We start from the raw sequence: 23392 nt of genomic DNA, 5'->3' as shown, positions 1-23392 counted from the left end.
CCGGCTCGTCGTGCTCGAAGGTCACGCGTTCTCCCCGACCGGGCGCACGTCCAGGTAGGCCGCGAGCCACCGGTCCAGTTCGGCGAACACCCGGGTGCGGGCCTTCTCCCCCGACAGCACCAGGTCGTGCATGCCGCCCTCGATCCGCACGATCGTGACGTGCCCGCCGAGCTTCGGCCCCTGGGCGGCGATGTCGTCGGCGCGCAGCACCGCGTCGGCGTGGTGCAGCGCGTTCTGCCACGTGGTGGTGGCGATGGACCTGGTGGAGGCCATCAGCAGGACCGGCACGTCGATACCCAGCCCGTGCCGCAGCCGCCGGTGCCCCTGGTGGATCGCCGCCAGCCAGCCCGCGAACAGCGGGAAGCCCTCGGCGGGCTTGAGGGTGAGGTCGAAGTCCCACTCGCCCCGGTGGTCCTTGTGCAGGCTGTGCGTGTAGTGCGGGTTCAGCGTGGACGGCAGCGCCCTGGTCGGCGCCAGCCGGCCGATCGTGGTGACGGCCGGGCCTCCGAGCGCGCGGACGGCGGGTGCGGTGGGCATCGACAGGAACGGGCTGTTCAGGAACAGCCCGTCCACCAGGCCGCGCCCGGCCCGCCGGCCCGCCCACAACACGCCGATCAGCCCGCCGGTGGAGTGCCCGTTCAGCAGCAGCTGCCGGTGCCCGTCGACCTCGCGGATGATCCGGACCGCCTCGTCGATCTCCTCGTCGTACTCGGCGAGGTCGCGCACGAAGTTCGGCGACTGGTGCGGCCGCAGCGAACGGCCGTACTTGCGCAGGTCGAGGGCGTAGAAGGAGAACCCGAGCGCGGCGTAGTGCTCGGCCAGGTTGGTCTGGAAGAAGTAGTCGTTGTACCCGTGGATGTAGAGCACCGCGCGCTCCGCCCCGGGCACCGGGCGCCGGACCAGGGTCGCGCACACGGCCCCCTCCGCGTCCGGCCGGAGCGTCAGCTCCGCCGCCTCGTAGGGGGCACCCAGGATGTCTTCCCGAAACTCCACCGCCGCACCGATCCTCTGCTCTTCCTGCCGGTACGGCAGGTGACCACCCGTTCCGCCCCGACCATACCGGCCGGTAGGCACGGCGCGCGCGGCAGCCGGTCCGCCCGGTCCGCGCCCGTACCGCCGCCGGAGCCCACCGGCGCGGCCGTCCACGCCTCCCTACCACTCCTCGTGCGCCTGCTGTGCGCCGGTGCCGGTGTGGAACGCTTCCCGCACAGACCAGGCGAGTTGGGGAGTTTGCATGCAGCACGGGCACAGTGATCCGTCGCTCTACCGGTCGGCCGCCGAGGCCATCGCAGCGCCACCGGAGAAGCTCGCGTACGTGGCGGGCTTCGACCGGGCCGGGGAGCGGCCGGACGCGCTGCTCACCGTCGACACCGATCCGGACTCCGACAGCTACGGCACGGTCCTGAACTTCGCCGAACTCCCCACGCTCGGGGACGAGTTGCACCACTTCGGCTGGAACGCCTGCTCCAGCGCCCTGGCCCACGCCTGCCACGAGAACCCGGAGCGGCGCTTCCTGCTCCTCCCCGGGCTGCGCTCCTCGCGCCTGCACGTGATGGACACCCGGCCCGACCCCGTCCGCCCCCGCCTGGTGAAGACCGTCGAGGCCGCCGAACTCGCCGCCAAGGCCGGCTACTCCCGCCCGCACACCCTGCACTGCGGCCCCGACGGGGTCTTCCTCTCCTGCCTGGGCTCCGGCGAGGGCTCCGACGGGCCCGGCGGGGTCGCCATCCTCGACCACACCACCTTCGAGGTGCTGCGCCCCTGGGAGACGGAGCGCGGCCCCCAGCACTTCGCCTACGACGTCTGGTGGCACCTCGGCACCAATGTGGGCGTCACCAGCGAGTGGGGCACGCCGTGGATGGTCGAGGACGGCGTGGTGCCGGAGCTGCTGCTGGGCCGCAAGTACGGCCACGCGCTGCACTTCTGGGAGCTGGACTCGGGGCGGCACCTCCAGCGGATCGACCTCGGCGACCAGTACCAGATGGTGCTGGAGCTGCGTCCGGCGCACGATCCGCAGGCCGAGTGGGGGTTCGTCGGCGTGGTGGCGAACGTCGAGGACCTCTCCTCCTCGGTCTGGCTCTGGTACCGGGACGGGCCGGCGTTCACCGCGCGGAAGGTGCTGGAGATCCCCGCCGAGCCCGCGAAGGCCGAGGACCTGCCGCCCGCGCTGCAGCCCTTCGGCGCGGTGCCGCCGCTGGTCACCGACATCAACCTGTCGGTGGACGACCGGTGGCTGTACGTGTCCGCCTGGGGCACCGGCGAGCTGTTCCAGTACGACGTCTCGGACCCGTTCCACCCCCGGCTGGCCTCCTCGGTCCGCCTCGGCGGGGTGGTGGCCCGCACCCCGCACCCGGCCGAGCCGGGCCGGCCGGTGAGCGGGGCGCCGCAGATGGTGGAGATCAGCCGGGACGGCCGCCGGCTGTACCTCACCAACTCCCTCTACGGCGCCTGGGACGACCAGATCTACCCGGACGGCATCGAGCCGTGGATCGTCAAGCTGGACGCCGACACCGAGGCGGGCGGCCTGAGCATCGACGAGCGCTTCTACCCGCACGGCGCGGACTTCCGGGGCCTGCGGGTCCACCAGACCCACCTGGCGGGCGGCGACGCCTCCTCGGACTCGTACTGCTTCCGGTGACCGCCGTGGCTGCCCTACCGCTGTGACCTCCGCGACCGCTGTGACCGGTGCGGCCGCTCAGCGGTGCAGCGCCTGGTCGAACCGGACCCGGTCCAGCGGCAGGCCGGCCGACACCAGCCGGCCGCGGACGTCGGCGACCATGCCGGCCGGGCCGCTGACGCAGGCCAGGTGGTCGCGCCAGTCCCCGGCCGCCGCGACGGCCTCGGCGAGGCGGCCGGCCGTCACCGGGGTGAGGCTCAACCACGGCTTGTGCAGGTCGAGTTCGGCGAGCGCCTGCCAGTCGTAGAGGTCCGACCGGTCCCGGGCGCCGACGAACAGGTGGACCCGGCGGCCGGTCGGGCGGTGCGCGGACTGCTCCTCGATGATCGCCTTCATCGGGGCGAGTCCGGTGCCGCCCGCCACCAGCAGCAGGTCGCGGCCGTCCTGGTCGGGCAGCAGGCTGCCGCGCGGCGGGCCGAGCCGCAGCCGGTCGCCGACGGCGGTGTGTTCGACCAGCACGGCGCTGACTCCGGCGGGGCCGGTCCGGCGGACGTGGAACTCCAACTCGTTGTCCGCGCGCGGGGCGCAGCCCATCGAGTACTGCCGCCAGGTGTGCGGGAGCGCCGGGTGTTCGACGGTGCCGTACTGCCCGGCGCGGTACGGGTACGGCTCGCCGGTGCGCACCCGCAGGACGGCGAGGTCGGGCCGTCGGCGCTCGTGGCCGGTCACCACGGCGTGCCAGTAAGGGGGTTCGGTGAGCGCGGAGTCCGCGCCGGCGACCATCGCGCCGACGGCGAAGCGCAGCATCCGTACCCAGGCGGCTTCCAGGTCCTCGGTCCAGTGCTCGCCGGCCCGGTGCCGGATCGCCGCGCACAGGGCCTCCTCGAAGGCCTCGTAGTGGATCGGCCGGACGCCCAGTTTCCGGTGGTCCCGGCCGAGTTGACGCAGCGTCCGGTCCAGTTCGGCGGGGCGGTCGAGCCCGTCGACCAGGTACCGGAAGATCCGCTCCAGGTGGGCCTGCTGGAACTCCATCGAGGCGGGGAAGAGCGGTCGCAGGTACGGGCGGTGGCGGAACATGACCGCGTAGAGGCGGTCGATCAGCTCCGCCAGCGGGGCGACCAGGTCGAGGTCGCGCCGGATCAGCCGCTGGTCGGCGGCGCCGTCGTAGCCGCCGCCTTCGCCGTAGTCGCCGTACCCGTGCTCCCCGGACCCGTGGTCGCCGTACCCGAAGTCTCCTCCGGTCGGGGCGGAGGAGGGCGCGAGGAGCCGGCGGCGCAGGCGCATCGCGTGGTGGCGGGCGATCAGCCGGTCGTACTCGGCGGTGGCGGTGGCGGTGCCAGTGGTGGTGTTCATGCTGCTGCTGTTGTCCATGTCCTGCCCAGTCAACTGCGGGCCCGCCGAGCGCGAGAAGGGCCGATCGCCCCGGACGGACCCGGGACCATCGACCCCTTGCCAAGCGCGGCGCCGGCCGGGTGCCGCTACCGGGGCCGCTCGGCGGACGGACCGGCCGGGGAACCGGAGGACTCGCGGGCGGAGCGCCCGGCCGTCCGCCCGGCCGTCCGCCCGGCCGGCCGCTCGGACGGCGCCGCCGCGGACTCGGTGGCCGCCCAACTCGCCAGCAGGCGCAGCGACTCGGCCGAGGTCGAGCCCGGCTCGGCGTGGTAGGTGACCAGCACCTGGTCGGTGTCCCCGGCCGGGCGCAGCGTCTCGTACTGGAGGCTGAGCGCGCCGACCACCGCGTGGTGCAGCCGCTTGGTGCCGTGGCCCTTGTCCTGGATGCCGTGGGCGGCCCAGAGGCGGCGGAAGTCCTCGCTCTTGACCGAGAGTTCGCCGATCAGCGAGGCGAGCCTGGGGTCGTCGGGGTCGCGTCCGGCGTCCAGCCGCAGCATGCCGACGACGTCGCCGGCCTTGCCCTCCCAGTCCACGTACAGCTCCTGCGCGGCCGGGTCGAGGAAGACGTGCCAGGCCATGTTGCGCTGCTCGGGCGGCATCGCGGCGAAGTCGCCGAGCAGGGCGGAGCCGAGCCGGTTCCAGGCGATGACGTCGAGCCGCCGGCCGAGGACGTACGCGGGCACGCTCTCCATCGCGTCCAGCAGCTGTTGCAGCTCCGGCCGCACCCGCTGCACCCGGGCGGCGGCCCGGCCGGGGCGGCGGCGGGCGGGCCTGGTGAGCCGGCCGAGGTGGTCGCGTTCGGCGGGGCTGAGCCGCAGCACCCGGGCGATGGCGTCCAGCACGGCGGTGGAGACGCTCTCGCCGTGGCCCTGTTCGAGCCGGGTGTAGTAGGCGGTGCTGACTCCGGCGAGCTGGGCCAGCTCCTCGCGGCGCAGGCCGGGCACCCGGCGCCGGGTGGTGGTGTCGGGCAGGCCCACGTCCTCGGGCCGCAGCCGGGCGCGGCGGGATCGGAGGAACTCGCTGAGTTCGGTGCGCTGGTCCATGGGTGCAGTATGCGGTCGGTCGGGGGCCGGGGGGCGGGTGCGAGGGTGATACTGCCGTGCGTACGTTGCGCGCTCGTACGCACGGCGCCCCTACGTCCCGGGTTCGTACGTAGACCTCTGGTCTGGTTGGCCCGGCCGCCCCGCCGCAGTCTTGGGGGCATGACGAACGAGACGACGAAGAGCACGGGCACCACGACGAGCACGGGCACCACGACGAGCACGGGCACCACGACGAGCACCACCCCCGGCACCACCCGCACCGTCGCCGCCTACGCGGCGCAGCGGCCCGACGCCCCGCTGGCGAAGACCACCGTCACCCGGCGGGCCGTGGGCACGCAGGACATCGTGATCGACATCAAGTACTCCGGCATCTGCCACTCGGACATCCACCAGGTCGGCGAGGACTGGGGTACCGGCATCTTCCCGATGGTCCCGGGCCACGAGATCGCCGGCGTGGTCGCCGAGGTCGGCCCCGGCGTCACCCGCTGGAAGGTCGGCGACCGGGTCGGCGTCGGCTGCTTCGTCGACTCCTGCCGCGCGTGCGACAACTGCCTGGCCGGCCTCCAGCAGTACTGCACCGGCGAGGGCGGCGTCGTCTTCACCTACAACGGCACGGGCAAGGACGGCCTGCCGACGTACGGCGGCTACTCCAGCGAACTGGTGGTGGACGAGGAGTACGCCCTCGCCATCCCCGACAGCCTGCCGCTGGACGCCGCCGCGCCGCTGCTGTGCGCGGGCGTCACGCTGTACTCGCCGCTCGCCCACTGGGGCGCGGGCCCGGGCAGGAAGGTGGCGATCGTGGGCCTCGGCGGCCTCGGCCACCTGGGGGTCAAGATCGCCCACGCGATGGGCGCGGAGGTCACCGTGCTCAGCCAGTCGCTGCGCAAGCGCGAGGACGGGCTGAAGCTCGGCGCCGACCACTACCGGGCCACCTCGGACCCGGCCACCTTCACCGAGCTCGCGGGCACCTTCGACCTGATCGTGAACACCGTCTCCGCCGACCTCGACCTCAGCGCCTACCTGGGGCTGCTGCGGGTCGACGGCACCATGGTGCAGGTCGGCGCACCGGAGAAGCCGGTCTCGGTCAACGCCCACGCGCTGATCAGCGGGCGCCGCTCGCTCGCCGGGTCGATGATCGGCGGGCTGCCGGCGACCCAGGAGATGCTGGACTTCTGCGGTGAGCACGGCATCACCGCCGAGATCGAGCTGATCCCGGCCGACCGGATCAACGAGGCGTACCAGCGGGTGCTGGACGGCGACGTCCGGTTCCGCTTCGTGATCGACGCCGCCACGATCTGAGCCGGCCGCGCGGCCGGCCGTACAGCGGGCCGTACGACGGGCCGACCGCTCACCGCCTCGCGCGAACGCGAAGGTGCCCCGCGCCCCGGTGCTCTCCGATCACCAGGGCGCGGGGCAGTCCCGTCACACCGAGGCCGTCCGGCCCGTCCGCCGCTCCTCGCGGCGGTCCAGCCGCCGCTGCCGGCCACGGCGCAGCGGCTGCTCGGGCAGCCAGCCGAAGGTGAGGCAGGAGCCCACCACCCCGAGCATCATCCCGATCAGGAAGCCGCCCAGGTTGGAGGTGACCCAGCTCGCCAGTGCGGCCAGCACGGCGAGGATGGAGTAGAACAGCCGCTGCGCCGGGTTGAACAGGATCAGCAGGCCGCACAGCACCATCACGGCGGGCACCAGGTACCCGGCCAGGCCCTCCATCCCGATGTGCAGCATGACGGGCAGCGGGGCCCGCAGCGTGAACAGGATCTCGGCGCCGCCGAGCAGCACCAGCAGCCCGCCCCAGAACGGTCGCCTGCCCCGCCAGTCGCGCGTGCCCGGGCGGGCCCCGGGCCCGGCGGCGGCTTCCGTGGCGGCGGTGCCGGGCGCGGCGGCCGTCCCCTCGGCCGCCACCCCCTCGGCCCGTTCCCCGGCGGCCCCGCCGGTCCCGGCCGGCTCCGGTACGGACTCCGTCACGGTCAGCAGCCCTGGGAGCCGAAGCTCAGCCGCAGGTTGGGCAGTTTGAACCCGACGGCGGTGCTCGCGTAGTTGTGCTGCTTGAGGTGGGTCAGCACGACGGTGTCGGCCTGCTGGCCGAAGACGCCCGGGTTGCCCTTGCCCGCCGGGCCGGCCTTCGTGTACGTGCTGGCGTCGCCGCCGATCTCGATGTTGGTGAACTCCGCGTCGCCGGACAGCAGATCGGAGTCGGTGGTGAGGTTGGTGGCGCTGACGGGGGTGCCGCCGTCGCCCGCGTGGATCACCAGGTTGATGCCGCCGAGGTCGACGCTCTGGCACAGGTTGGTGATCTCGGCGCTCTTGATCGCCGATACCGCGACCAGCACCTGGCCGCCAGTGGAGCCCTGGTTGGGGCTGTCGGGGATCATCGAGTCCAGCGAGCCGAACTGCGCGAAGCCCTTGCCGTCCAGCTTGTCGGCGGTGATGGTGAACGGCATGCCGGAGATGGAGAACTGGGCGGCGAGCACGCCCTGGGCGGTGAGCGCCATCAGGATGCCCCCGGCGGCGATGGCGGGCACGGCCATCAGGGCGGTGCGCTTCAGCCGTACCCGGCCTCTTCTCGGTCCGGCCTGCTGCGGGGTCTCGGCCGCGGCGGCGGCGTCCTCGGACATGGCCATGTGTGCTCCCTGTGGGTGGATGGGTGTGCAGGCACTGGCACGTTGTCCTGGCGCGGACAGCGTTCCGCGACCCGCCCGGACCCGTCCCTCGGCAGCGGGACGGGTCCGGGCGGAGCGCGGTGGGTAACTGGGAAGCTACTGCCCGGTATTGGCCGGGTCAATACGGGTGCACGAAGGATCTTCACGAACCCTTGAGCCGAGTCTGGCGGCCGCTTCCGCAGGTCCGAGGAACGGCGCGAGGCAGAACAGGCTCAACACCGGTAGCAGTTCGGGGAGTTGTTCGGTCCGGCCGGAGTCGATCCGGCGGTGGAGCGCGCTGTAGACGCCGCCCACCACGGCATCCACCATCTCCTGCACCGCGACCCCGCCCGGGAGTTGGGGGACTTCCGCGAAAAACGCCCTGAACCGGGTCAGGAGTTGGTCGCGCTCGCGCCGCCCGGCCGGGCCGACCCCCTCGATCTCGATCACCGCCATGGTGGCGAACGCGGGTGTTCCCGCGAGCAGTTGGAGCATCGCGCCGAGCGACTGGCGGATCCCGTGGCACCAGTCGGATTCGGCCGCGAAGGCCGCTGCCATCCGCCGGAGCACCACCCCGGTGCCGTACCGGTGCGCGGCCAGGAAGGCGTCCTCCTTGCCGCTGAACAGCTCGTAGAAGACCGGCCTGGTCACCCCCGCCGCGCGGCAGATGTCGCTCACCGTCGCATGCTGGTAGCCGCGTTCGGCGACGGTCTGGACCAGGCCGTCCAGCAGCCGCTCGCGCTGGGTCGCGGCGACCACGCCCGCGGGCTGCCGGCGCGGGCCCGGCTTGATCGACCGGGCGGGATCGCGGCCGGTCCGCGCACCCGGCAGCAGGACCACGTCGGCACTCCGGCGGTAGTTCCGATCCATCACCAACTCCTGTGTCCTGTATTGACATTGACGGAGCACTGGGTTTACAACACTGACAGGTTTCCAACCGGTGGGCGAGCAGGCCCCCACCGGCCGACCTCCAGGGGCCCTACGGCCCGGGCGAACCGCCCGGACCCACCGGGACCACGACGGGCGCGGGCCCGCGGCGGTGGCAGCCGCCGACGTGCACCCTCACGGCACCGCTCGTCCGCACCGGCACGGCGCGGTTCCGCCGTGCCCTGCCGCCGAGCCGCCGTGTCGTGCACCGACGTACCGCCGTACCGCCGTACGTACGCAAGGCCGTACCACTCGCACCGCCGGACGTCCCCTTGCGCACGTCCGCACCCCGCCGTACCGCACGAGCGGGCCCGTGGCGCCGGGCCCGCCCGTACCCGCGGCCCCGCCGGAGCCCCCGGTACGCCATGCACCTCCCCCGTCGTGCACACCACCACACCCGCACGCGGGGATTCCCCCACCCGTCCCCCGGACGGAGAGAGGCACCCTCATGCGCATCAGCCGCACCCTCGCCACCACCGCCCTCGCCACCCTCGCCCTCACCGGCGCGGCCATCGCACCCGCCCAGGCCGACTCCGCCGTACTGACCACCGACAGTCCGAGCGGCCCGGCCGTCTCCGTCGGCGACGTGCTCTCCGCCAACCTGGTCTCCGGCAGCTACGCGACCTTCTACAGCAGCGCCACCGGGACGAGCGGCATCAAGTGTGCCGCCTCCGCCTTCTCGGCGACCGTCACCGCCAACCCGGCCGCCCCGGGCAGCGCCGTCGAGCAGCTCAACACCCAGACCTTCGGCTCCTGCACGTCCAACGTCCTCGGCGTCACGGGCGTCCGCAGCATCACCGTCAACAACCTGCCGTTCACCAACACGGTCAGCGACGCCCCCGGCAACCCCGTCTCCCTCACCCCGGGCGCGGCCGGCCCGATGGGCACCACCGTGGTGCTCAACACCATCCTGGGCAGCATCACCTGCAAGTACCAGAACTCCACCGGGATCAACGGCACCACCTCGAACACCGGCAACACCATCGGCTTCTCCGCCCAGCCGTTCGCCCTGGTCTCCGGCCCGGGCCTGTGCTTCTCGACCGGCTACTTCAGCGCCACCTACGGCCCGGTCGCCGACACCTCGGTGGCCGGCAGCCCGCTGCTCTACGTCAACTGACGCCAGGGCACACCGGCACGACGGCGGCGTACGGCACCCGAGGCACGCCGTACGCCGCTCCCCCGTGCCCGCCCGCACGACGGCGCCCGGCGTGGTCCCGGGCCGGCCGGGACGGCCCCCTCGGGACCGGGCCGGCCCCGGGACAGCGAAGTGACCGGCCGGTAGGGTGACGCCGCACGGAGACGGCGGACCGGAACGGGGCGGGCACATGGGCAGCGGCAACGGCAGCGGCGACAGCGGGACCCGGCACGGGAGCGGACCCGCGAACGGCACCGGCTTCTTCACCTCCGTCGCGGACGCCGCCGAGCGGCTCGCCGCCACCGGCTACCTGGCCTCCACCGCCGTGGCCACCACCGTCTTCCTCGCCGACCGGCTCGGCAAGCCCCTGCTGGTCGAAGGCCCGGCCGGGGTCGGCAAGACCGAACTCGCCAAGGCCGTCGCCGCGATCGGACAGGCCCGGCTGGTCCGGCTCCAGTGCTACGAGGGCATCGACGAGGCCCGCGCGCTCTACGAGTGGAACCACGCCAAGCAGCTGCTGCGGATCACGGCCGGCCGCGACGAGGGCTGGGACGAGGCCCGCGGCGACATCTTCGGCGAGGAGTTCCTGCTCGCCCGACCGCTGCTCACCGCCATCCGCGGCGAGGAGCCGACGGTGCTGCTGATCGACGAGATGGACAAGGCAGACGTCGAGGTGGAGGCACTGCTGCTGGAGGTGCTCAGCGACTTCCAGATCACCGTCCCCGAACTCGGCACCATCACCGCCCGCCGCCGCCCCTTCGTGCTGCTCACCTCCAACGCCACCCGTGAGCTCTCCGAGGCGCTGCGCCGCCGCTGCCTCTTCCTCCACCTCGACTACCCGGACGCCGAACTGGAGCGCCGGATCGTCCGGCTCAAGGTGCCCGGCCTGGACGACACCCTGGCCGAGTCCCTGGTCCGGATCGTCGGCGCGCTGCGCGCGCTGGAGCTGCGCAAGGCCCCCTCCGTCGCCGAGACCATCGACTGGGCCCGCACCCTGCTGGCGCTCGGCGCGGACACCCTCGACGACACCGTCGTCCGGGACACCCTCGGGGTGATCCTCAAGCACCAGGACGACATCCGGAAGGCCGCCCGGAAGCTCACCCTCGCATGACCGCCGGCCCCGGACCGAACGCCCCCGGACCGGGCCGCCCCGGCCGGTCCGACCCCGCGCCGCCCGCCGCACCCCCCGCCGACACCGCCGCCCGCCTCACCGCCCTGGTCCGCGCCCTGCGCGGCCACGGCCTGCGGATCGGCCCGGCCGAGACGGTGGACGCGGCCGCCGTCCTCGACGTCCTCGGCTTCGCCGACCGCGAGCAGATGCGGGCGGGCCTCGCCGCGGCCCTGCTGCGCTCGGACGGCCAACGGCAGGTCTTCGACGCCGCCTTCGACCTCTTCTTCCCGCTGGGCGTCGGCACCCCCGAGGCCGTCCGCGCCGACCCGCCGCCGGTGCCGCAGGACCCGGAGCCCCCGCGCTTCGGCCGGCCCGACCCGCTCCGCGAGGACCTGCGCGAACGCCTCGCCGCCGCCCTCGCCGCCGACGACCGCGCCGCCCAGGCCCGGCTCGCCGGCGAGGTCATGGAGGCCTTCGGCCGGTACGGCAGCGGCCGCACCCCCGGTTCCGACGGCTGGTCCGCCCAGCAGGCGCTCGGGCGGCTCGCCCCCGAGACACTGCTCGCCCGGATCCTCACCGCCCTGCGCGAACGGGCCCCCGGAACCGGCCCCGACGACGGCGGCCCCGACGACGGCGGCCCCGACGACCGCGACCTCGCCGACCGCGTCCTCGCCGACGAGATCCGCCGCCGCATCCGCGACTTCCGCGCACTGGTCTCCGGCGAGGCCCGCCGCCGGGTCGCCGAACTGCACGGCCCCGAGCGGATCGCCGAGCGCGCCGTCGCCCCCACCGCCGACCGGATCGACTTCCTCTACGCCGGCCGCGACCAGCTCGCCGAACTGCGCCGCACCGTCCACCCGTTGGCCCGCAAGATCGCCACCCGACTGGCCGCCCGGCGCCGCCGCGCCGCCCGCGGCCGGATCGACCTGCGCCGGACCCTGCGCCGCTCGCTCTCCACCGGCGGCGTCCCGCTGCGCCCCGCGTACCGGCTGCGCCGCCCGGCCCGGCCGGAGCTGGTGCTGCTGTGCGACGTCTCCGGCTCGGTGGCGGGCTTCGCCGACTTCACCATGCTGCTGGTGCAGGCGATGAGCGAACAGTTCGCCAAGGTCCGGGTGTTCGCCTTCGTCAACCGCACCGCCGAGGTCACCGGCCTGCTCCGGAACGGCGACGATCCGGCCCGGCTGGCCGCCCGGATCCTCACCGACGCCAAGGTCATGGGCCACCACGGCAACAGCGACTACGGCTCCGCGCTGGGCGAGTTCGCCGAACGGCACCTGGACGCGGTCGGCCCGCGCACCTGCCTGCTGGTCCTCGGTGACGCCCGCACCAACCACCGCGACCCGAACCCGGACGCCCTGCGCCTGATCGCCGCCCGGGCCCGCCGGGTCTTCTGGCTGAACCCGGAACCGCCCGCCCTCTGGCCGACCGGCGACTCCGCCGCCCTGGCCTACGCGGCCGTCGTCGAAATGCACCCCTGCCGCAACGCCCGCCGCCTGGGCGAACTGATCACCCGTCTCCTGCCGGTGTAGCAGCAGCCCGGCCGGGACGCGGACGCCCGGGGACGTGACAGTCCGGTGACACGGAACGCGCTATTCCGTCGACTGTTCGTACTAACTTCGATCCTGCACACAGCGCGAACGCCTCCGGGTCCCCAAGCCGACGGGGGCGGGCAACGCACGTGTCCTCACCCGCACTTGGTTCAGGAGACCCGCATGACCCTCAAGACGACCCGCCGTGCCGCCGCTGTCCGCTCGCTGGCCGGCACCGTCCTGACAGCCGCTCTGCTGGTCCCCGCCGCGACGGCGTGCAGTTCCTCCTCCGACACCCACGGCAGCGCCGCACCGACCTCGGCCGCGACCACCGTGCCGACCACCCCGCCGGCCGCCGCACCCGACGCCTCCGGCAGCGGCGCGCCGGCCACCGCACCGGGGGCCGCCCCGACGACCGCGCCCGGCACCAACGCCGGTGCCCCGCCGACCGCCAAGCCGACCGCACGCACCACCACCGCTCCGGCCGGGGCGGCCAAGCCCGGCTCCCCGGCCCGCACCCAGACCCTGCCGGACGGCAGCACCGTCGAGATCCAGGAGACCAGCCCGCAGAACTACCGCGCCAAGATCATCCACAGCGGCCAGGTCCTCGGCACCCTGGAGACGAAGGACGCCGACACCGGCGTCGACTTCAACGACATGTTCGTCACACTCTCGACGGACGGCCAGGTCCACGCCTGGATGGGCGGCGCACACCAGGGGCCGGGTACCTTCAGCCTGCCCGGCGGCTGGACGGCCAAGGTGACGAAGGTCGGCGAACTCCACTTCCGGGCGCAGATCACCGGCCAGCCGGGCGCGGACTCCGACACGCTGGAGGCCAACCAGCACGACGTCGCCGCCAACGCCAACGGCGTGTACATCGTGCTCAGCGCCGGCGGCCGGATCAGCGCCCACATGTGACGGATCGTCAGCTCAGATTCTCTGTCAGATCAGGTTCTCCGTCACCTCCCCGACCGCCAGCGGCCGGTGGCACGCCACCGCACGCCCCTGCCCCACCTCACGCAGCCGCGGCTCCTCCGCCGCGCACCGGGCGTCGGCCAGCGGGCACCGGGTACGGAAGCGGCAACCGGACGGCGGGGCCAGCGGCGAGGGCGGGTCGGCGGGCAGCAGCCCGGTGTCGCGCAGTGGTCGGCCGGGTTCGGGGACGGCGGCGAGCAGCGCGGCGGTGTAGGGGTGCGCCGGGGCCGCGAGAACGGCTTCGGTGGGGCCCCGCTCGCAGATGCGGCCGAGCTGGAGCACGGCCACGTCGTCGCTCACCGCCCGTACCACGCCGAGGTCGTGGGAGATGAACAGGCCGGCCAGGCCGTGTTCCTCGGTGAGCCCGCGCAGCAGGTTGAGCACGGTGGCCTGGGCCGAGACGTCGAGCGCGGAGACGGCCTCGTCGGCGATCAGGACGCGCGGCCCGGCGGCCAGGGCCCGGGCGATGGCGACCCGTTGGGCCTGTCCGCCGGACAGCTGGTGGGGGCGGCGGTCGCCGAACAGGGCAGCCGGCAGGCCGACGGCCGCCAGCCGGCGCTCCACGGCCTCCTCGCGCTCCTCGCGGTCGCGGGCCGGCCCGGGGTGGGCGTCGAGGGGTTCGGCGACGATGTCGCGGACCCGGCGGCGCGGGTTGAGCGAGGAGAGCGGGTCCTGGAAGACCATCTGCAGCCGGGGCCGGACGGCCCGCAGGGCGCGCGGGGAGAGCGTGGCCAGGTCGGTGCCGTCGAGGGTGACGGTGCCCGCGGTGGGCGGGGGAAGCCGGAGCAGCGCCTTGGCGATGCTGCTCTTGCCGGAGCCGGACTCGCCGACCAGGGCGAGGGTGCGGCGCTCGTGGAGGGCCAGGTCGACGCCGCTGACGGCATGCAGCGGTCCGGACCGGGTGCGGTGCACGACGGCGAGGCCGGTGGCCGCCAGGACGGCCGCTCCGGCGGCGGGAGCGGCGGCCGGAACGGGACCGGGGATCATGGGGGCGCGGGCCGGGGTCATGCCGCGGGCTCCAGTTCGTCGGGCGCGGTGAGCGGGAAGTGGCAGGAGGCGGTGTGCCCGTCCGCCGCCGTGTGCACGGGCGGCGCGGTGGTGCCGCACAGGTCCGTCGCCCGGTCGCAGCGCGGGGCGAAGGGGCAGCCGGGGATCGGCCGGGTGAGGTCGGGCGGCGAGCCGGGGATGGCGGGCAGGGTGCGGCGCAGCGGGCCGGTCACGCGGGGGACGGAGCGCAGCAGGGCCGCGGTGTAGGGGTGCCGGGGGTGTGCGGTGACGGCCTCGGTGGGGCCGGTCTCGACGATCCGGCCGCCGTACATGACGGCGATGCGGCGGGCCCGCCCGTACAGCAGGCCGATGTCGTGGGTGATCAGCAGGGTGGCCAGGCCCCGGCTGTGCCGGTGCTGGTCGAGCAGGTCGAGGACGGTGCGCTGGACGGTGACGTCCAGGGCGGTGGTGGGTTCGTCGGCGAGCAGCAGGGCGGGTTCGCCGGCCAGGGCGGCGGCGATGCCGACGCGCTGGCGCAGGCCGCCGGAGAGTTCGTGCGGGTGGGCGCGGGCCCGCCGGGCGGGGTCGGGGACGTCGACGGCGGCGAGCAGTTCGGCCGCGGTGCGCAGCCGTTCGCGGCGGGAGAGGCGCCGCCGGTTGGTGATGGACTCGGTCACCTGGTCGGCGATCCGGATCACCGGGTTGAGCGAGGTCATCGGGTCCTGGTGGACCATGGCGATGCCGGTGCCGAGCAGGGCGGCGCGGCGGGCGGGGGCGGCGGTGAGCAGGTCCTCGCCGTTCAGCAGGATCCGTCCGGTGGCGACGGCCCTGGTGGTGCGGGATTCGACGCCGAGGACGGTGCGGGCGAGCACGGACTTGCCGGAGCCGGACTCGCCGACCACGCCGAGGCACTCGCCGGCGGCGATGCCGAGGCTGACGTCGTGCAGGACGTGCAGGGCCCGGCCGTCGGGGGTGTGCAGGACGGTGTCGAGCGAGCGGATGTCGAGGACGGGGGCGGAGGTCATCCGCGCGCTCCCTTCGCGGCGGCGGGGCCACCCGAACGCAGGTGCTCCCCGAGGTAGTTGAGGGCGAGGACGGTCAGGCAGAGCACGGCGGCGGGGGCCAGCGAGATCCACGGCGCGCTGCCGAGCGTGGTGCGGCCCTCGGCGATGATGCCGCCCCAGGAGGGTTCCGGCGGGCGCAGTCCGAAGCCGAGGAAGCTGAGCGAGCCCTCGGCGACGATGGCGACGGTGGTGGCGGTGAAGGCGAAGGTCAGGGCGGCCGGCGCGACGTGCGGGACGATCTCGCGGCGCAGGATGCGCGTCGGGGTGGTGCCGAGCATGCGGGCGGCCTGGACGAAGCCGCGCTCACTGAGCGAGAGGACCACGGCGCGGACCACCCGGGTGAAGTGCGGGACGGTGAACAGGCCGATCAGGGTGCCGATCACGACGAGGCCGGGGCCGCGCAGGGAGACCGCGATCATCACCAGGATCAGGCTGGGGACGGACATCAGCAGGTCGGTGGCGAAGCCGATCGCCTTGTCGAGCGGGCCGCGGAACCAGCCGGCGGCGAGGCCGAGCAGTCCGCCGCCGAGCAGTCCGACCAGGATGGTCAGGCCGGCGACGGTGAAGGAGGCGCGGGCGCCGGCGACGGTGCGTTGCAGGACGTCCCGCCCGGCGGCGTCGGTGCCCAGCCAGTGGCCCGGGCCGGGGGCGGCGGAGGGGTGGGCGAAGTCGCCGTGCAGCGGGTCGAAGCCGGGCAGCAGCGGGAGCAGCAGGGCGGTGAGGGCGACGACGGCCAGCCAGGCCGCGGCGGCGAGCACCCCGGCGGGGGGCCTGCGCCGGGCGGTGCGCGGAGCGGTCGTCAGGGCTGTGGTCTCAGCGGTGCTCATGGGCGATCCTCGGGTCGATCGTGCGGTACAGCAGGTCGACCGCGAAGGTGGCCGCGACCACGCCGACGGCGCTGACCACCACCACGGCCTGGACGACCGGGAAGTCCCGGCCGGTGATGGCGCCGGCCGCCAGGCTGCCGACGCCGGGCACCGCGAACAGCGACTCGACCAGCACCGAGCCGCCCAGCGAGGTCCCGATGCCGATCCCGACCAGGGTGACCAGCGGCAGGCTGGACGGCCGCAGGGCGCGGCGCAGCAGCAGCCGGGAGGTGCCCATGCCGCGGCTGCGGGCGGCGGCGATGTACGGCTGGTCGAGGGTGTCGAGCAGTTGGCCGCGCAGGGTGCGGGTGAAGACGGCGGCCTCGGTGAGGCCGAGGGTGAGCGCGGGCAGCACCAGGTGGCGCAGGTTCTCGACGGGGTCCTCGGTGAACGGGGTCCAGCCGGTGGCGGGCAGGATCCGCAGTTGGACGGCGGCGATCCAGATGAGCAGCAGGCCGAGGGCGAAGCCGGGCACGGCGAGCCAGCCGAAGGTGCCGGCGGTGGCGATCCGGTCGAAGGTGCCGCCGGGCTTCCAGGCCGAGAGCAGGGCGACGGGCACGGCGATGCAGAGCGCCACCAGCTGGGCGGCGAGGAAGAGTTCGAGGGTGACGGGGATGCGGTCGGCGAGTTCGGTGGTGACGGCGGCGCCGGTGGAGAGCGAGTGGCCGAGGTCGCCGTGCAGGGCGTCGGCGATCCACTGCCAGGTGGCGGCGAGCACGTTGCGGTCCAGGCCGAGCCGGGCCTCGTACGCGGTGAGCTGTTCGGGGGTGGCGGTGGGGCCGAGGGCGGCGACGGCGGGTGAGCCGGGCATCAGGTGCGGCAGGGCGAGCGCGGCGACGGTGACCAGGAGCAGGACGGCGGCGGCCCGGCCGGCCTGCCCGCCGTGGCGCAGTGCGGCCCGGGGGCTCATCGCTTCACCCACAGCGTGGCCGGGGAGACGTTGAGGACGGTGCGCTTGCTCAGGTCGGGCAGTCCGCCGACCTTGGCGGCGCCGAGGAAGCCGACGGTGTTCTCGGTGACGAAGGCCATCGGCGCTTCGCCGACGATCCGCCGGGCGGCCTGCTGGTAGGCGTCCGCGCGCTTGGCGGGGTCGGTCGAGGCGCGGCCCTCGGTGATCGCCTTCGAGGTCTCCGGGTCGGACCAGCTCATGAAGTTGTACGGGGAGTCGGGCAGGTAGAGGCTGGTGAGCGCGGTGTCGGTGTCGCCGAACATGCTGGTGGGGAAGTCGATCACCTGGAACTTGTGCTGGAGCATCGCGGTGCCCAGGCCCGCGGCGTCGAGCGGCTTGATGGTCACCTTGATCCCGGCCTCGCCGAGCATCTGCTGGATCACGGTGGCGCGCTGCTGGCCCTCGGGGCGGCTGTCGACGAGGTAGTCGAAGGCGAGGTCGGGGTGGCCGGCCTCGGCGAGCAGGGCCCTGGCCCGGGCCGCGTCGTGGGCCGGGTACGCGGGCGCGGTGCGGTACGGGGAGCGGGAGCCGATCGGGCCGTCCGAGGCGGCGCCCTGGTCCAGGGAGGCGACCTTCTCCACGGCGTCGCGGTCGATCGCGTACTGCACGGCCCGGCGCACCCGCGCGTCGTCGAAGGGCGCGGACCTGGTGTTGAAGACGACGGTGGTGGTGGCGCCGGGCCCGGTGGCGCTGCGCAGCCCGTCTCCGGCGGCCTGCTTGAGCTGGCTGGGCGTCTCGGTCCAGATCAGGTCGGTGTCGCCGGAGCGCAGCGACTGGTAGCGGCTGTCGGTGTCGGGGAGCACCCGGTAGGCGAGCTTGTCGGCGTGGCCCCGGGTGCCCCAGTAGGCGGGGTTGCGGGTGAGGGTGACGGAGACTCCGGGCTGCACGCTCTCCACGGTGTACGGGCCGGAGCCGACGGCGGGGGCGTCGCCGGCGGGTGCCTCGGAGACGTAGCCGAGGGAGCGGGTGAACATGTTCGGGAAGGCGGCGTCGGGCGCCTTGAGGGTGAAGGTGAGGGTGGTCGGGCCGGCGACGGTGGTGGCGCCGATGGCGGCCGCGTCGACGGCGCAGGCGCACTTGCTCTCCGGCTTGGCGAGCCGGGCCACGTGGTCGGCGACGGCCTGGGCGTCCAGCGGCTTGCCGTCGCTGAACGTCACGCCCTCGTGCAGGTCGAGGGTCCAGACCGTGGCGTCCCCGTTGGGGGTGAAGGACTTGGCGAGGTAGGGCCGGACGGCGCCGTTGTCGCCGTTGACCATCAGCGGGTCGTACAGGGCGTTGGCGAGGACCATCATCGGCATCGAGGTGAGGGTGCCGTCGGCGGGGTCGAGCCTGGCGAACGGCCGGTCCAGGCCGATCCTGAGCGTGCCGCCGTCCACGGCCGGCCCGTCGCCCGCCGGGCCGGTGTTCCCGGCGCCGCCGCCGGACACCGCGTCGTCGGAGGCGGAGCAGGCGGTGAGGGTGAGCGCGGTGGCGAGGGCCGCCGATGCCAGGAGGTAGTGGCGCTTCATGGTTCCTCGGTTCGGGGGAGGTGGGGGGCGGTCGTGGGGAGTCCGGCCGCCGACGCCCCACACCATTCCGGAAGTGGCAGTACTGCCAAAAGGCAGTTGTGCAAATTCCGGATGACGAGCCCCCGAAGAGTCGGTGCCCGCCTTGAGCGGGCCCGGTCCGACGTGGTTCGGTACTCTCAGCCGCCCCACCGGCGGCCCCATCCACACGTCAACTCACCGAAGGGAAACGGAAGAACGATGCAGGGGAAGGACACCGTGGCGGAGCCGGGCATGCGCGACCGCAAGAAGGCGCGCACCCGCGACAGCATCCGCAGCGCGGCGCTCGACCTCTTCGAGGAGCAGGGCTTCGAACGCACCACGGTGAACGAGATCTGCCACCGCGCCGACATCGCCCACCGCACGTTCTTCCGCTACTACCCCGCCAAGGAAGCCCTGCTGTTCGGCTGGGACTTCGGCCAGGCCATCTTCGACGCCTTCGCCGCCGCCCCCGCCGAACTCCCGCTCTGGGCCGCGCTCGACCACGCGCTCACCGTCACCGGCGGACGGCTGGAGGAACCCGTCGAGCACACCGAGCGCCGCCGCCGGCTGCGCCGGGACCTGGTCTCCGTACAGGGCTCCGTGCGCGACTACGCCGTGGTCGTGATCGACGCCTTCGCCGAACGCACCGTCACCATCGCGGCCGAGCGCCTCGGCGTCGACCCGGCCACCGACCTGCGCCCGAGCGCGCTCGGCGCGCTGTTCGGCGGCATGGTGCGGCGACACGTCCTGATCGCGACCGAGACCGGCACGGTGGCCGACTGGGTCAGGGCCTACCGGGACGTACTCGACACCGCCGGCTGACCCCGGCCCGGCCCCGCTCCCCTCTTCCCCCGCCCGCACTCCTCTTCCCCCGCCCGCCCGGCGCGCCGACGGCCGCCGGGACGGCACCGCACGCTCTCGTCCGGCCTCCCGCACGGCCGAGGGCCCCCCGCAAGCACCCGCACATCCCCGAAAGGCCCCCCGCATGCCCCTCGTCAACTTCCGCGACCCCTCGGCCCTCGCCGACCCCGCGCACCGGTGGATCCGCCCCGGCGTCCTCTTCCGCTCCGCCCAGCCCTTCCCCGCCGCCGACGCGGCCACCGCCGCCCACCTGCTCGACCACGGCATCGCCACCGTCGTCGACCTCCGGGGCGAGGCCGAGTCCGACCCCGGGGACTGGGCCGCCGCCGAGGCCGCCGGCGTGGACGTGGTCGCCGCCCGGATCGAGCCGACCAACGACGAACTGGCCCGGGCCATGCGCACCATGACCACCGCCGCCGACCTCGGCGTCTTCTACCTGCTGATGGCCGAGTCCGCACCGCAGGGGCTCGCCGCCGCCGTCGAGGCCGCCACCCGCCCCGGCGGCGTGCTGGTGCACTGCGCCGCCGGCAAGGACCGCACCGGACTGCTCACCGCACTGCTGCTGGACCTCCTCGGGGTGCCCGCCGAGGAGATCGTCGCCGACTACGCCCGCACCAACGACGCCATCGAGCGGATCTGGGCGGGCCTGGCCGACCGCAACCGCGCCGCCCTCAACGAGGTCGAGGCCGGCCGGCTGGTCGTGCCCGCCCCGCTGCTGGAGGCCCCCGCCGGGGCCATGGAGACCTTCCTCGACCTGGTCCGCACCCGGCACGGCGGCGCGGCCGGCTTCCTGACCGCCTGCGGGGTCGGCGCCGCGACCCTGGACGCCTTCCGCGCCAAGGCCGCCGCCCGCACCGGGGCCCCGGAGGCGGCGGCATGCTGACCCTGCTGCGGCACACCGACGGCACGCCGTTCCGCGACCTCAACCACAACGGCACCATGGAGCCCTACGAGGACCCGCGGCTCCCCGTCGAGGAGCGGGTCGAGGACCTCCTCGCCCGGATGACCACGGAGGAGAAGGCCGCGCAGATGCTGCACGGCCGGATGCTCCCCGGCGAGCACCCGCCGTTCCCGTCCGGCGCGCACCTGATCGCCGAGCGCGGCCTCACCCACTTCGCCATGATGGCCGTCCCCGGCGCCCGCGCGATGGCCGAGTGGAACAACCACGTCCAGGACCTCGCCGAGGCCGGCCGCCTGGGCATCCCGGTCACCCTCTCCTCGGACCCCCGGCACGGCTTCACCGCCAACCCGGCCACCGCCCACACCGGCGGCGGCTTCAGCACCGGCCCCGAGCCGATCGGCCTGGCCGCGACCGACGACCCCGCACTGGTGCGCCGCTACGCCGACCTGATCCGCCGCGAGCTGTGCGCCGTCGGCATCCGGGTCGCCATCCACCCGATGGCCGACCTGGCGACCGAGCCCCGTTGGGCCCGGATCAGCGGGACCTTCGGGGAGGACCCGGACCGCGCCTCGCGCATGATCACCGCCTACATCGAGGGCCTCCAGGGCGAGCGGATCGGCCCGGACAGCGTCGCCTGCATGACCAAGCACTTCCCCGGCGGCGGCCCCCAGGCCGGCGGCGAGGACTCGCACTTCGCCGCCGGGCGCCGACTGGTCTACCCGGGCGGCGGCTTCGAGACCCACCTGCGCCCGTTCGAGGCCGCCTTCGCGGCCGGCACCGCGCAGATCATGCCCGCCTACGCGATCCCGTCCGGCAGCGGTCTCGCCGAGGTCGGCGCCAACTTCAACCGGGACGTCATCACCGGCCTGCTGCGAGGGCGCTACGGCTTCGACGGCGTCGTCTGCACCGACTTCAACGCCATCACCGGGATGGACGTGCCCGGCGTGGTCACCCTGCCCCCGCGCCACTGGGGCGTCGAGCGGCTGTCCGTCGCCGAGCAGGTCGTCCTCACCCTGGAGGCGGGCGCCGACCAGCTCGGCGGCGAGACCGACCCGGAGCTGGTCCTCGCCGCCGTCCGCTCCGGCGCGGTCGACGAGGCCCGCCTGGACGAGTCGGTGCGCCGCATCCTGCGCGACAAGTTCCGCCTCGGGCTGTTCGACGACCCGTACGTCGATCCGGACGCCGCGGCAGCGCTGGTCGGTGCCCCGGACTCCCTGGAGCTCGGCCGCGAGGTCCAGCGCCGCTCGCTGGTCCACCTCGCCGGCCGGCCGCGGCCCGCCGCCCGGCTGTACGTCGAGGGCGTCGACCCGGCCGTCGCCGCCCGGTACGGCACCGTCGTCGGGGACCCGGCCGGGGCCGATCTGGCCGTCGTGCGCCTGGCCACGCCGTACGAGCGGCGCGAGGGCCTGCTGGAGCGGCACTTCCACAGCGGCTCGCTGGAGTTCCCGGCGGCGGAGGTGGACCGGCTCACCGCGCTGGCCGCCACCGTCCCCACGGTCCTCGTCGCGCAGTTGGAGCGGCCGGCCGTGCTCACCCCGCTCGCGCCGCACGCGGCGCTGCTGATCGGCGAGTTCGGCGCCGCCGACGACGTCGTGCTGGACGCCGCCCTGGGCCGCTCGCCGATGACGGCGTCCCTGCCCTTCGACCTGCCGTCCTCGGACGCGGCCGTCGCCGAGGCCCGCGAGGACCTCCCCTTCGACACCCGCGACCCGCTCTTCCGCCACGGCCACCGGGCCGGTTGAGCCCCCGCGTCCCGGGCGGCCGGCACCGGCCGCCCGGGACGCCCGTACGTCAGTCGTCCAGCGACCCGAGGAAGTCCAGCAGCGCCTCGGTGACCTCCGCCGGCCGCTCCTGCTGCGTCCAGTGCCCGGTCTCCGGGAGCCGGACGTACCCGTGCAGCCGGGGCGTCACGTGCTGCAGCAGGTACGCCATCACCTCGGCCGGGACGATCGCGTTGACCACGTCCTTCTCACCGGTGATGTACAGCGCGGGCGCCTCGATCCGCCGACCGGCGAACGCGGCCATCAGCTCGTTGTTGCGGTCGATGTTGCGGTACCAGTTGAGCCCGCCGGTGAACGCCCGCTCGCCGTGCCGGGAGTAGTCCGCCGCGAAGGCCTCGATGTCCGCCTCGGTGAGCCAGGCCGGCAGCCCGTCCCGCCGGGCGACGGTGTCCAGCAGCTTGCCGCCCTCGGGCACGACCCACACCTTCGGCTCGCCGTCGGGGTGGGTGCCGCCGAGGATGCGGCGGAACGACTCCGCGGGGTCGGCCGCCAGCTCGGCGTCGGCGCGGCCCGGCTCCTGGAAGTAGATCTGGTAGAAGCCCTCGCCGAACTTCTCCCGGGCGAGCGCCAGCGGCCCCGGCCCGGTCGGCAGCGGCGGCACGCTCAACCCGGCCACGCCGCGCACCAGGTCCGGGCGCAGCGCCGCCGTGGCCCAGGCGACCGGCGCGCCCCAGTCGTGCCCGATCACCACCGCCCGTTCCTCCCCGAGCGCGCCGATCAGCGCCGTCACGTCGCCGACCAGGTGCAGCAGCGAGTAGGCGTCCACGCTCTCGGGCTGCTCGCTGCGGGCGTAGCCGCGCTGGTCGGGCGCCACCACCCGGTAGCCGGCCGCGGCGAGCGGCGCGAACTGGTGCCGCCAGGAGTACCAGCTCTCCGGGAAGCCGTGCAGCAGCAGGACCAGCGGCCCCTCCCCCTGTTCGGCGAGGTGCAGGCGCACCCCGTTCACCTCGACCTCGGTGTGCTTGATCGCCTCGTACAACGTGGGACTCCCCATCCGGTGAATGACCATACGTCCGCTCACGAACCTGCCCGGTCCGCCGTCGGCGAACCCTCGCCCCCGTCGGCACAACGCGGCGGAGGCCGCCCCGG

The 23392-nt window shown here is 74.4% G+C and carries 21 protein-coding genes; 9 read left to right on the top strand and 12 right to left on the bottom strand.

Annotated features, from left to right (window positions below; translation table 11 throughout):
• Positions 1-21: 21 nt before the first annotated feature.
• Entirely contained in the window at positions 22-993 is a 972-nt protein-coding gene (locus ACFQ6N_RS12415; RefSeq protein ID WP_380648773.1) for an alpha/beta hydrolase, read from the bottom strand.
• 241 nt (positions 994-1234) lie between these two features.
• Here ACFQ6N_RS12415 and ACFQ6N_RS12410 point away from each other — a divergent pair, with 241 nt between their 5' ends.
• Entirely contained in the window at positions 1235-2638 is a 1404-nt protein-coding gene (locus ACFQ6N_RS12410) for a selenium-binding protein SBP56-related protein (protein ID WP_380648772.1), read from the top strand.
• A 57-nt stretch (positions 2639-2695) separates the two neighbouring features.
• Here ACFQ6N_RS12410 and ACFQ6N_RS12405 read toward each other — a convergent pair whose 3' ends face one another.
• Positions 2696-3970 (bottom strand): globin domain-containing protein, encoded by a 1275-nt coding sequence (locus ACFQ6N_RS12405; RefSeq protein WP_380648771.1) that lies wholly within the window; start codon positions 3968-3970, stop codon positions 2696-2698.
• 125 nt (positions 3971-4095) lie between these two features.
• The gene (locus ACFQ6N_RS12400; RefSeq protein WP_380648770.1) at positions 4096-5052 is read right to left on the bottom strand and encodes a helix-turn-helix domain-containing protein; all 957 of its coding nucleotides are present in this window, start codon (positions 5050-5052) and stop codon (positions 4096-4098) included.
• A gap of 159 nt (positions 5053-5211) precedes the next feature.
• On the opposite strand from ACFQ6N_RS12400, the gene ACFQ6N_RS12395 reads away from it, so the two are divergent.
• Entirely contained in the window at positions 5212-6351 is a 1140-nt protein-coding gene (locus ACFQ6N_RS12395; RefSeq protein ID WP_380648769.1) for an NAD(P)-dependent alcohol dehydrogenase, read from the top strand.
• 123 nt (positions 6352-6474) lie between these two features.
• Here ACFQ6N_RS12395 and ACFQ6N_RS12390 read toward each other — a convergent pair whose 3' ends face one another.
• The 3 genes from ACFQ6N_RS12390 to ACFQ6N_RS12380 all read right to left on the bottom strand — a co-directional run bounded on the left by ACFQ6N_RS12390 (position 6475) and on the right by ACFQ6N_RS12380 (position 8561).
• On the bottom strand, positions 6475-6954 hold the full coding sequence (locus tag ACFQ6N_RS12390) for a DUF6114 domain-containing protein (RefSeq protein WP_380648810.1): 480 nt from the start codon (positions 6952-6954) through the stop codon (positions 6475-6477).
• A gap of 65 nt (positions 6955-7019) precedes the next feature.
• The gene (locus tag ACFQ6N_RS12385; protein WP_380648768.1) at positions 7020-7673 is read right to left on the bottom strand and encodes a DUF6230 family protein; all 654 of its coding nucleotides are present in this window, start codon (positions 7671-7673) and stop codon (positions 7020-7022) included.
• 135 nt (positions 7674-7808) lie between these two features.
• On the bottom strand, positions 7809-8561 hold the full coding sequence (locus ACFQ6N_RS12380; RefSeq protein ID WP_380648767.1) for a TetR/AcrR family transcriptional regulator: 753 nt from the start codon (positions 8559-8561) through the stop codon (positions 7809-7811).
• Between the two features lie 505 nt (positions 8562-9066).
• Here ACFQ6N_RS12380 and ACFQ6N_RS12375 point away from each other — a divergent pair.
• From ACFQ6N_RS12375 to ACFQ6N_RS12360, 4 genes are all read left to right on the top strand, one after another.
• A complete protein-coding gene (locus ACFQ6N_RS12375; protein WP_380648765.1) occupies positions 9067-9735 on the top strand; it encodes a Tat pathway signal sequence domain protein in 669 nt (222 codons plus the stop codon).
• A 208-nt stretch (positions 9736-9943) separates the two neighbouring features.
• Positions 9944-10864 (top strand): AAA family ATPase, encoded by a 921-nt coding sequence (locus ACFQ6N_RS12370; RefSeq protein ID WP_380648763.1) that lies wholly within the window; start codon positions 9944-9946, stop codon positions 10862-10864.
• Positions 10861-12393 carry a VWA domain-containing protein gene (locus ACFQ6N_RS12365; protein ID WP_380648762.1) on the top strand — a complete coding sequence of 511 codons (1533 nt, stop codon included), beginning with the start codon at positions 10861-10863 and terminating at the stop codon, positions 12391-12393. The genes ACFQ6N_RS12370 and ACFQ6N_RS12365 overlap by 4 nt, the downstream gene beginning before the upstream one ends.
• A gap of 183 nt (positions 12394-12576) precedes the next feature.
• A complete protein-coding gene (locus ACFQ6N_RS12360) occupies positions 12577-13311 on the top strand; it encodes a hypothetical protein (RefSeq protein ID WP_380648761.1) in 735 nt (244 codons plus the stop codon).
• A 24-nt stretch (positions 13312-13335) separates the two neighbouring features.
• Here the strand turns inward: ACFQ6N_RS12360 and ACFQ6N_RS12355 are convergent, their stop codons facing one another.
• Genes ACFQ6N_RS12355 through ACFQ6N_RS12335 form a run of 5 tightly spaced genes read right to left on the bottom strand, consistent with a single transcriptional unit; the run spans position 13336 to position 18742 of the window.
• Positions 13336-14376: an oligopeptide/dipeptide ABC transporter ATP-binding protein gene (locus ACFQ6N_RS12355; RefSeq protein WP_380648760.1), complete on the bottom strand. Its 1041-nt coding sequence runs from the start codon at positions 14374-14376 to the stop codon at positions 13336-13338.
• On the bottom strand, positions 14373-15380 hold the full coding sequence (locus ACFQ6N_RS12350; RefSeq protein WP_380648759.1) for an ABC transporter ATP-binding protein: 1008 nt from the start codon (positions 15378-15380) through the stop codon (positions 14373-14375). Before ACFQ6N_RS12350 ends, ACFQ6N_RS12355 begins: the two co-directional genes overlap by 4 nt.
• The gene (locus tag ACFQ6N_RS12345; protein ID WP_380648757.1) at positions 15377-16246 is read right to left on the bottom strand and encodes an ABC transporter permease; all 870 of its coding nucleotides are present in this window, start codon (positions 16244-16246) and stop codon (positions 15377-15379) included. Before ACFQ6N_RS12345 ends, ACFQ6N_RS12350 begins: the two co-directional genes overlap by 4 nt.
• Positions 16233-17195, bottom strand: a complete 963-nt coding sequence (locus ACFQ6N_RS12340; RefSeq protein ID WP_380648756.1) for an ABC transporter permease — start codon at positions 17193-17195, stop codon at positions 16233-16235. Before ACFQ6N_RS12340 ends, ACFQ6N_RS12345 begins: the two co-directional genes overlap by 14 nt.
• Positions 17192-18742 carry an ABC transporter substrate-binding protein gene (locus ACFQ6N_RS12335; RefSeq protein WP_380648755.1) on the bottom strand — a complete coding sequence of 517 codons (1551 nt, stop codon included), beginning with the start codon at positions 18740-18742 and terminating at the stop codon, positions 17192-17194. Before ACFQ6N_RS12335 ends, ACFQ6N_RS12340 begins: the two co-directional genes overlap by 4 nt.
• A 237-nt stretch (positions 18743-18979) precedes the next feature.
• Between ACFQ6N_RS12335 and ACFQ6N_RS12330 the strand changes: the two genes are divergently transcribed.
• From ACFQ6N_RS12330 to ACFQ6N_RS12320, 3 genes are all read left to right on the top strand, one after another.
• A complete protein-coding gene (locus ACFQ6N_RS12330; RefSeq protein ID WP_380648754.1) occupies positions 18980-19582 on the top strand; it encodes a TetR family transcriptional regulator in 603 nt (200 codons plus the stop codon).
• A 163-nt stretch (positions 19583-19745) separates the two neighbouring features.
• On the top strand, positions 19746-20504 hold the full coding sequence (locus tag ACFQ6N_RS12325) for a tyrosine-protein phosphatase (protein ID WP_380648753.1): 759 nt from the start codon (positions 19746-19748) through the stop codon (positions 20502-20504).
• A complete protein-coding gene (locus tag ACFQ6N_RS12320) occupies positions 20498-22264 on the top strand; it encodes a glycoside hydrolase family 3 protein (protein WP_380648751.1) in 1767 nt (588 codons plus the stop codon). Before ACFQ6N_RS12325 ends, ACFQ6N_RS12320 begins: the two co-directional genes overlap by 7 nt.
• 49 nt (positions 22265-22313) lie before the next feature.
• Here ACFQ6N_RS12320 and ACFQ6N_RS12315 read toward each other — a convergent pair whose 3' ends face one another.
• Positions 22314-23297, bottom strand: coding sequence for an alpha/beta fold hydrolase (locus tag ACFQ6N_RS12315; protein WP_380648750.1), 984 nt, complete (start codon positions 23295-23297; stop codon positions 22314-22316).
• Positions 23298-23392 lie beyond the last annotated feature (95 nt).

The sequence above is a fragment of the Kitasatospora sp. NPDC056446 genome (assembly GCF_042796115.1).
Lineage (GTDB): Bacteria > Actinomycetota > Actinomycetes > Streptomycetales > Streptomycetaceae > Kitasatospora.
This window is presented reverse-complemented; position numbering and strand designations above follow the sequence as displayed.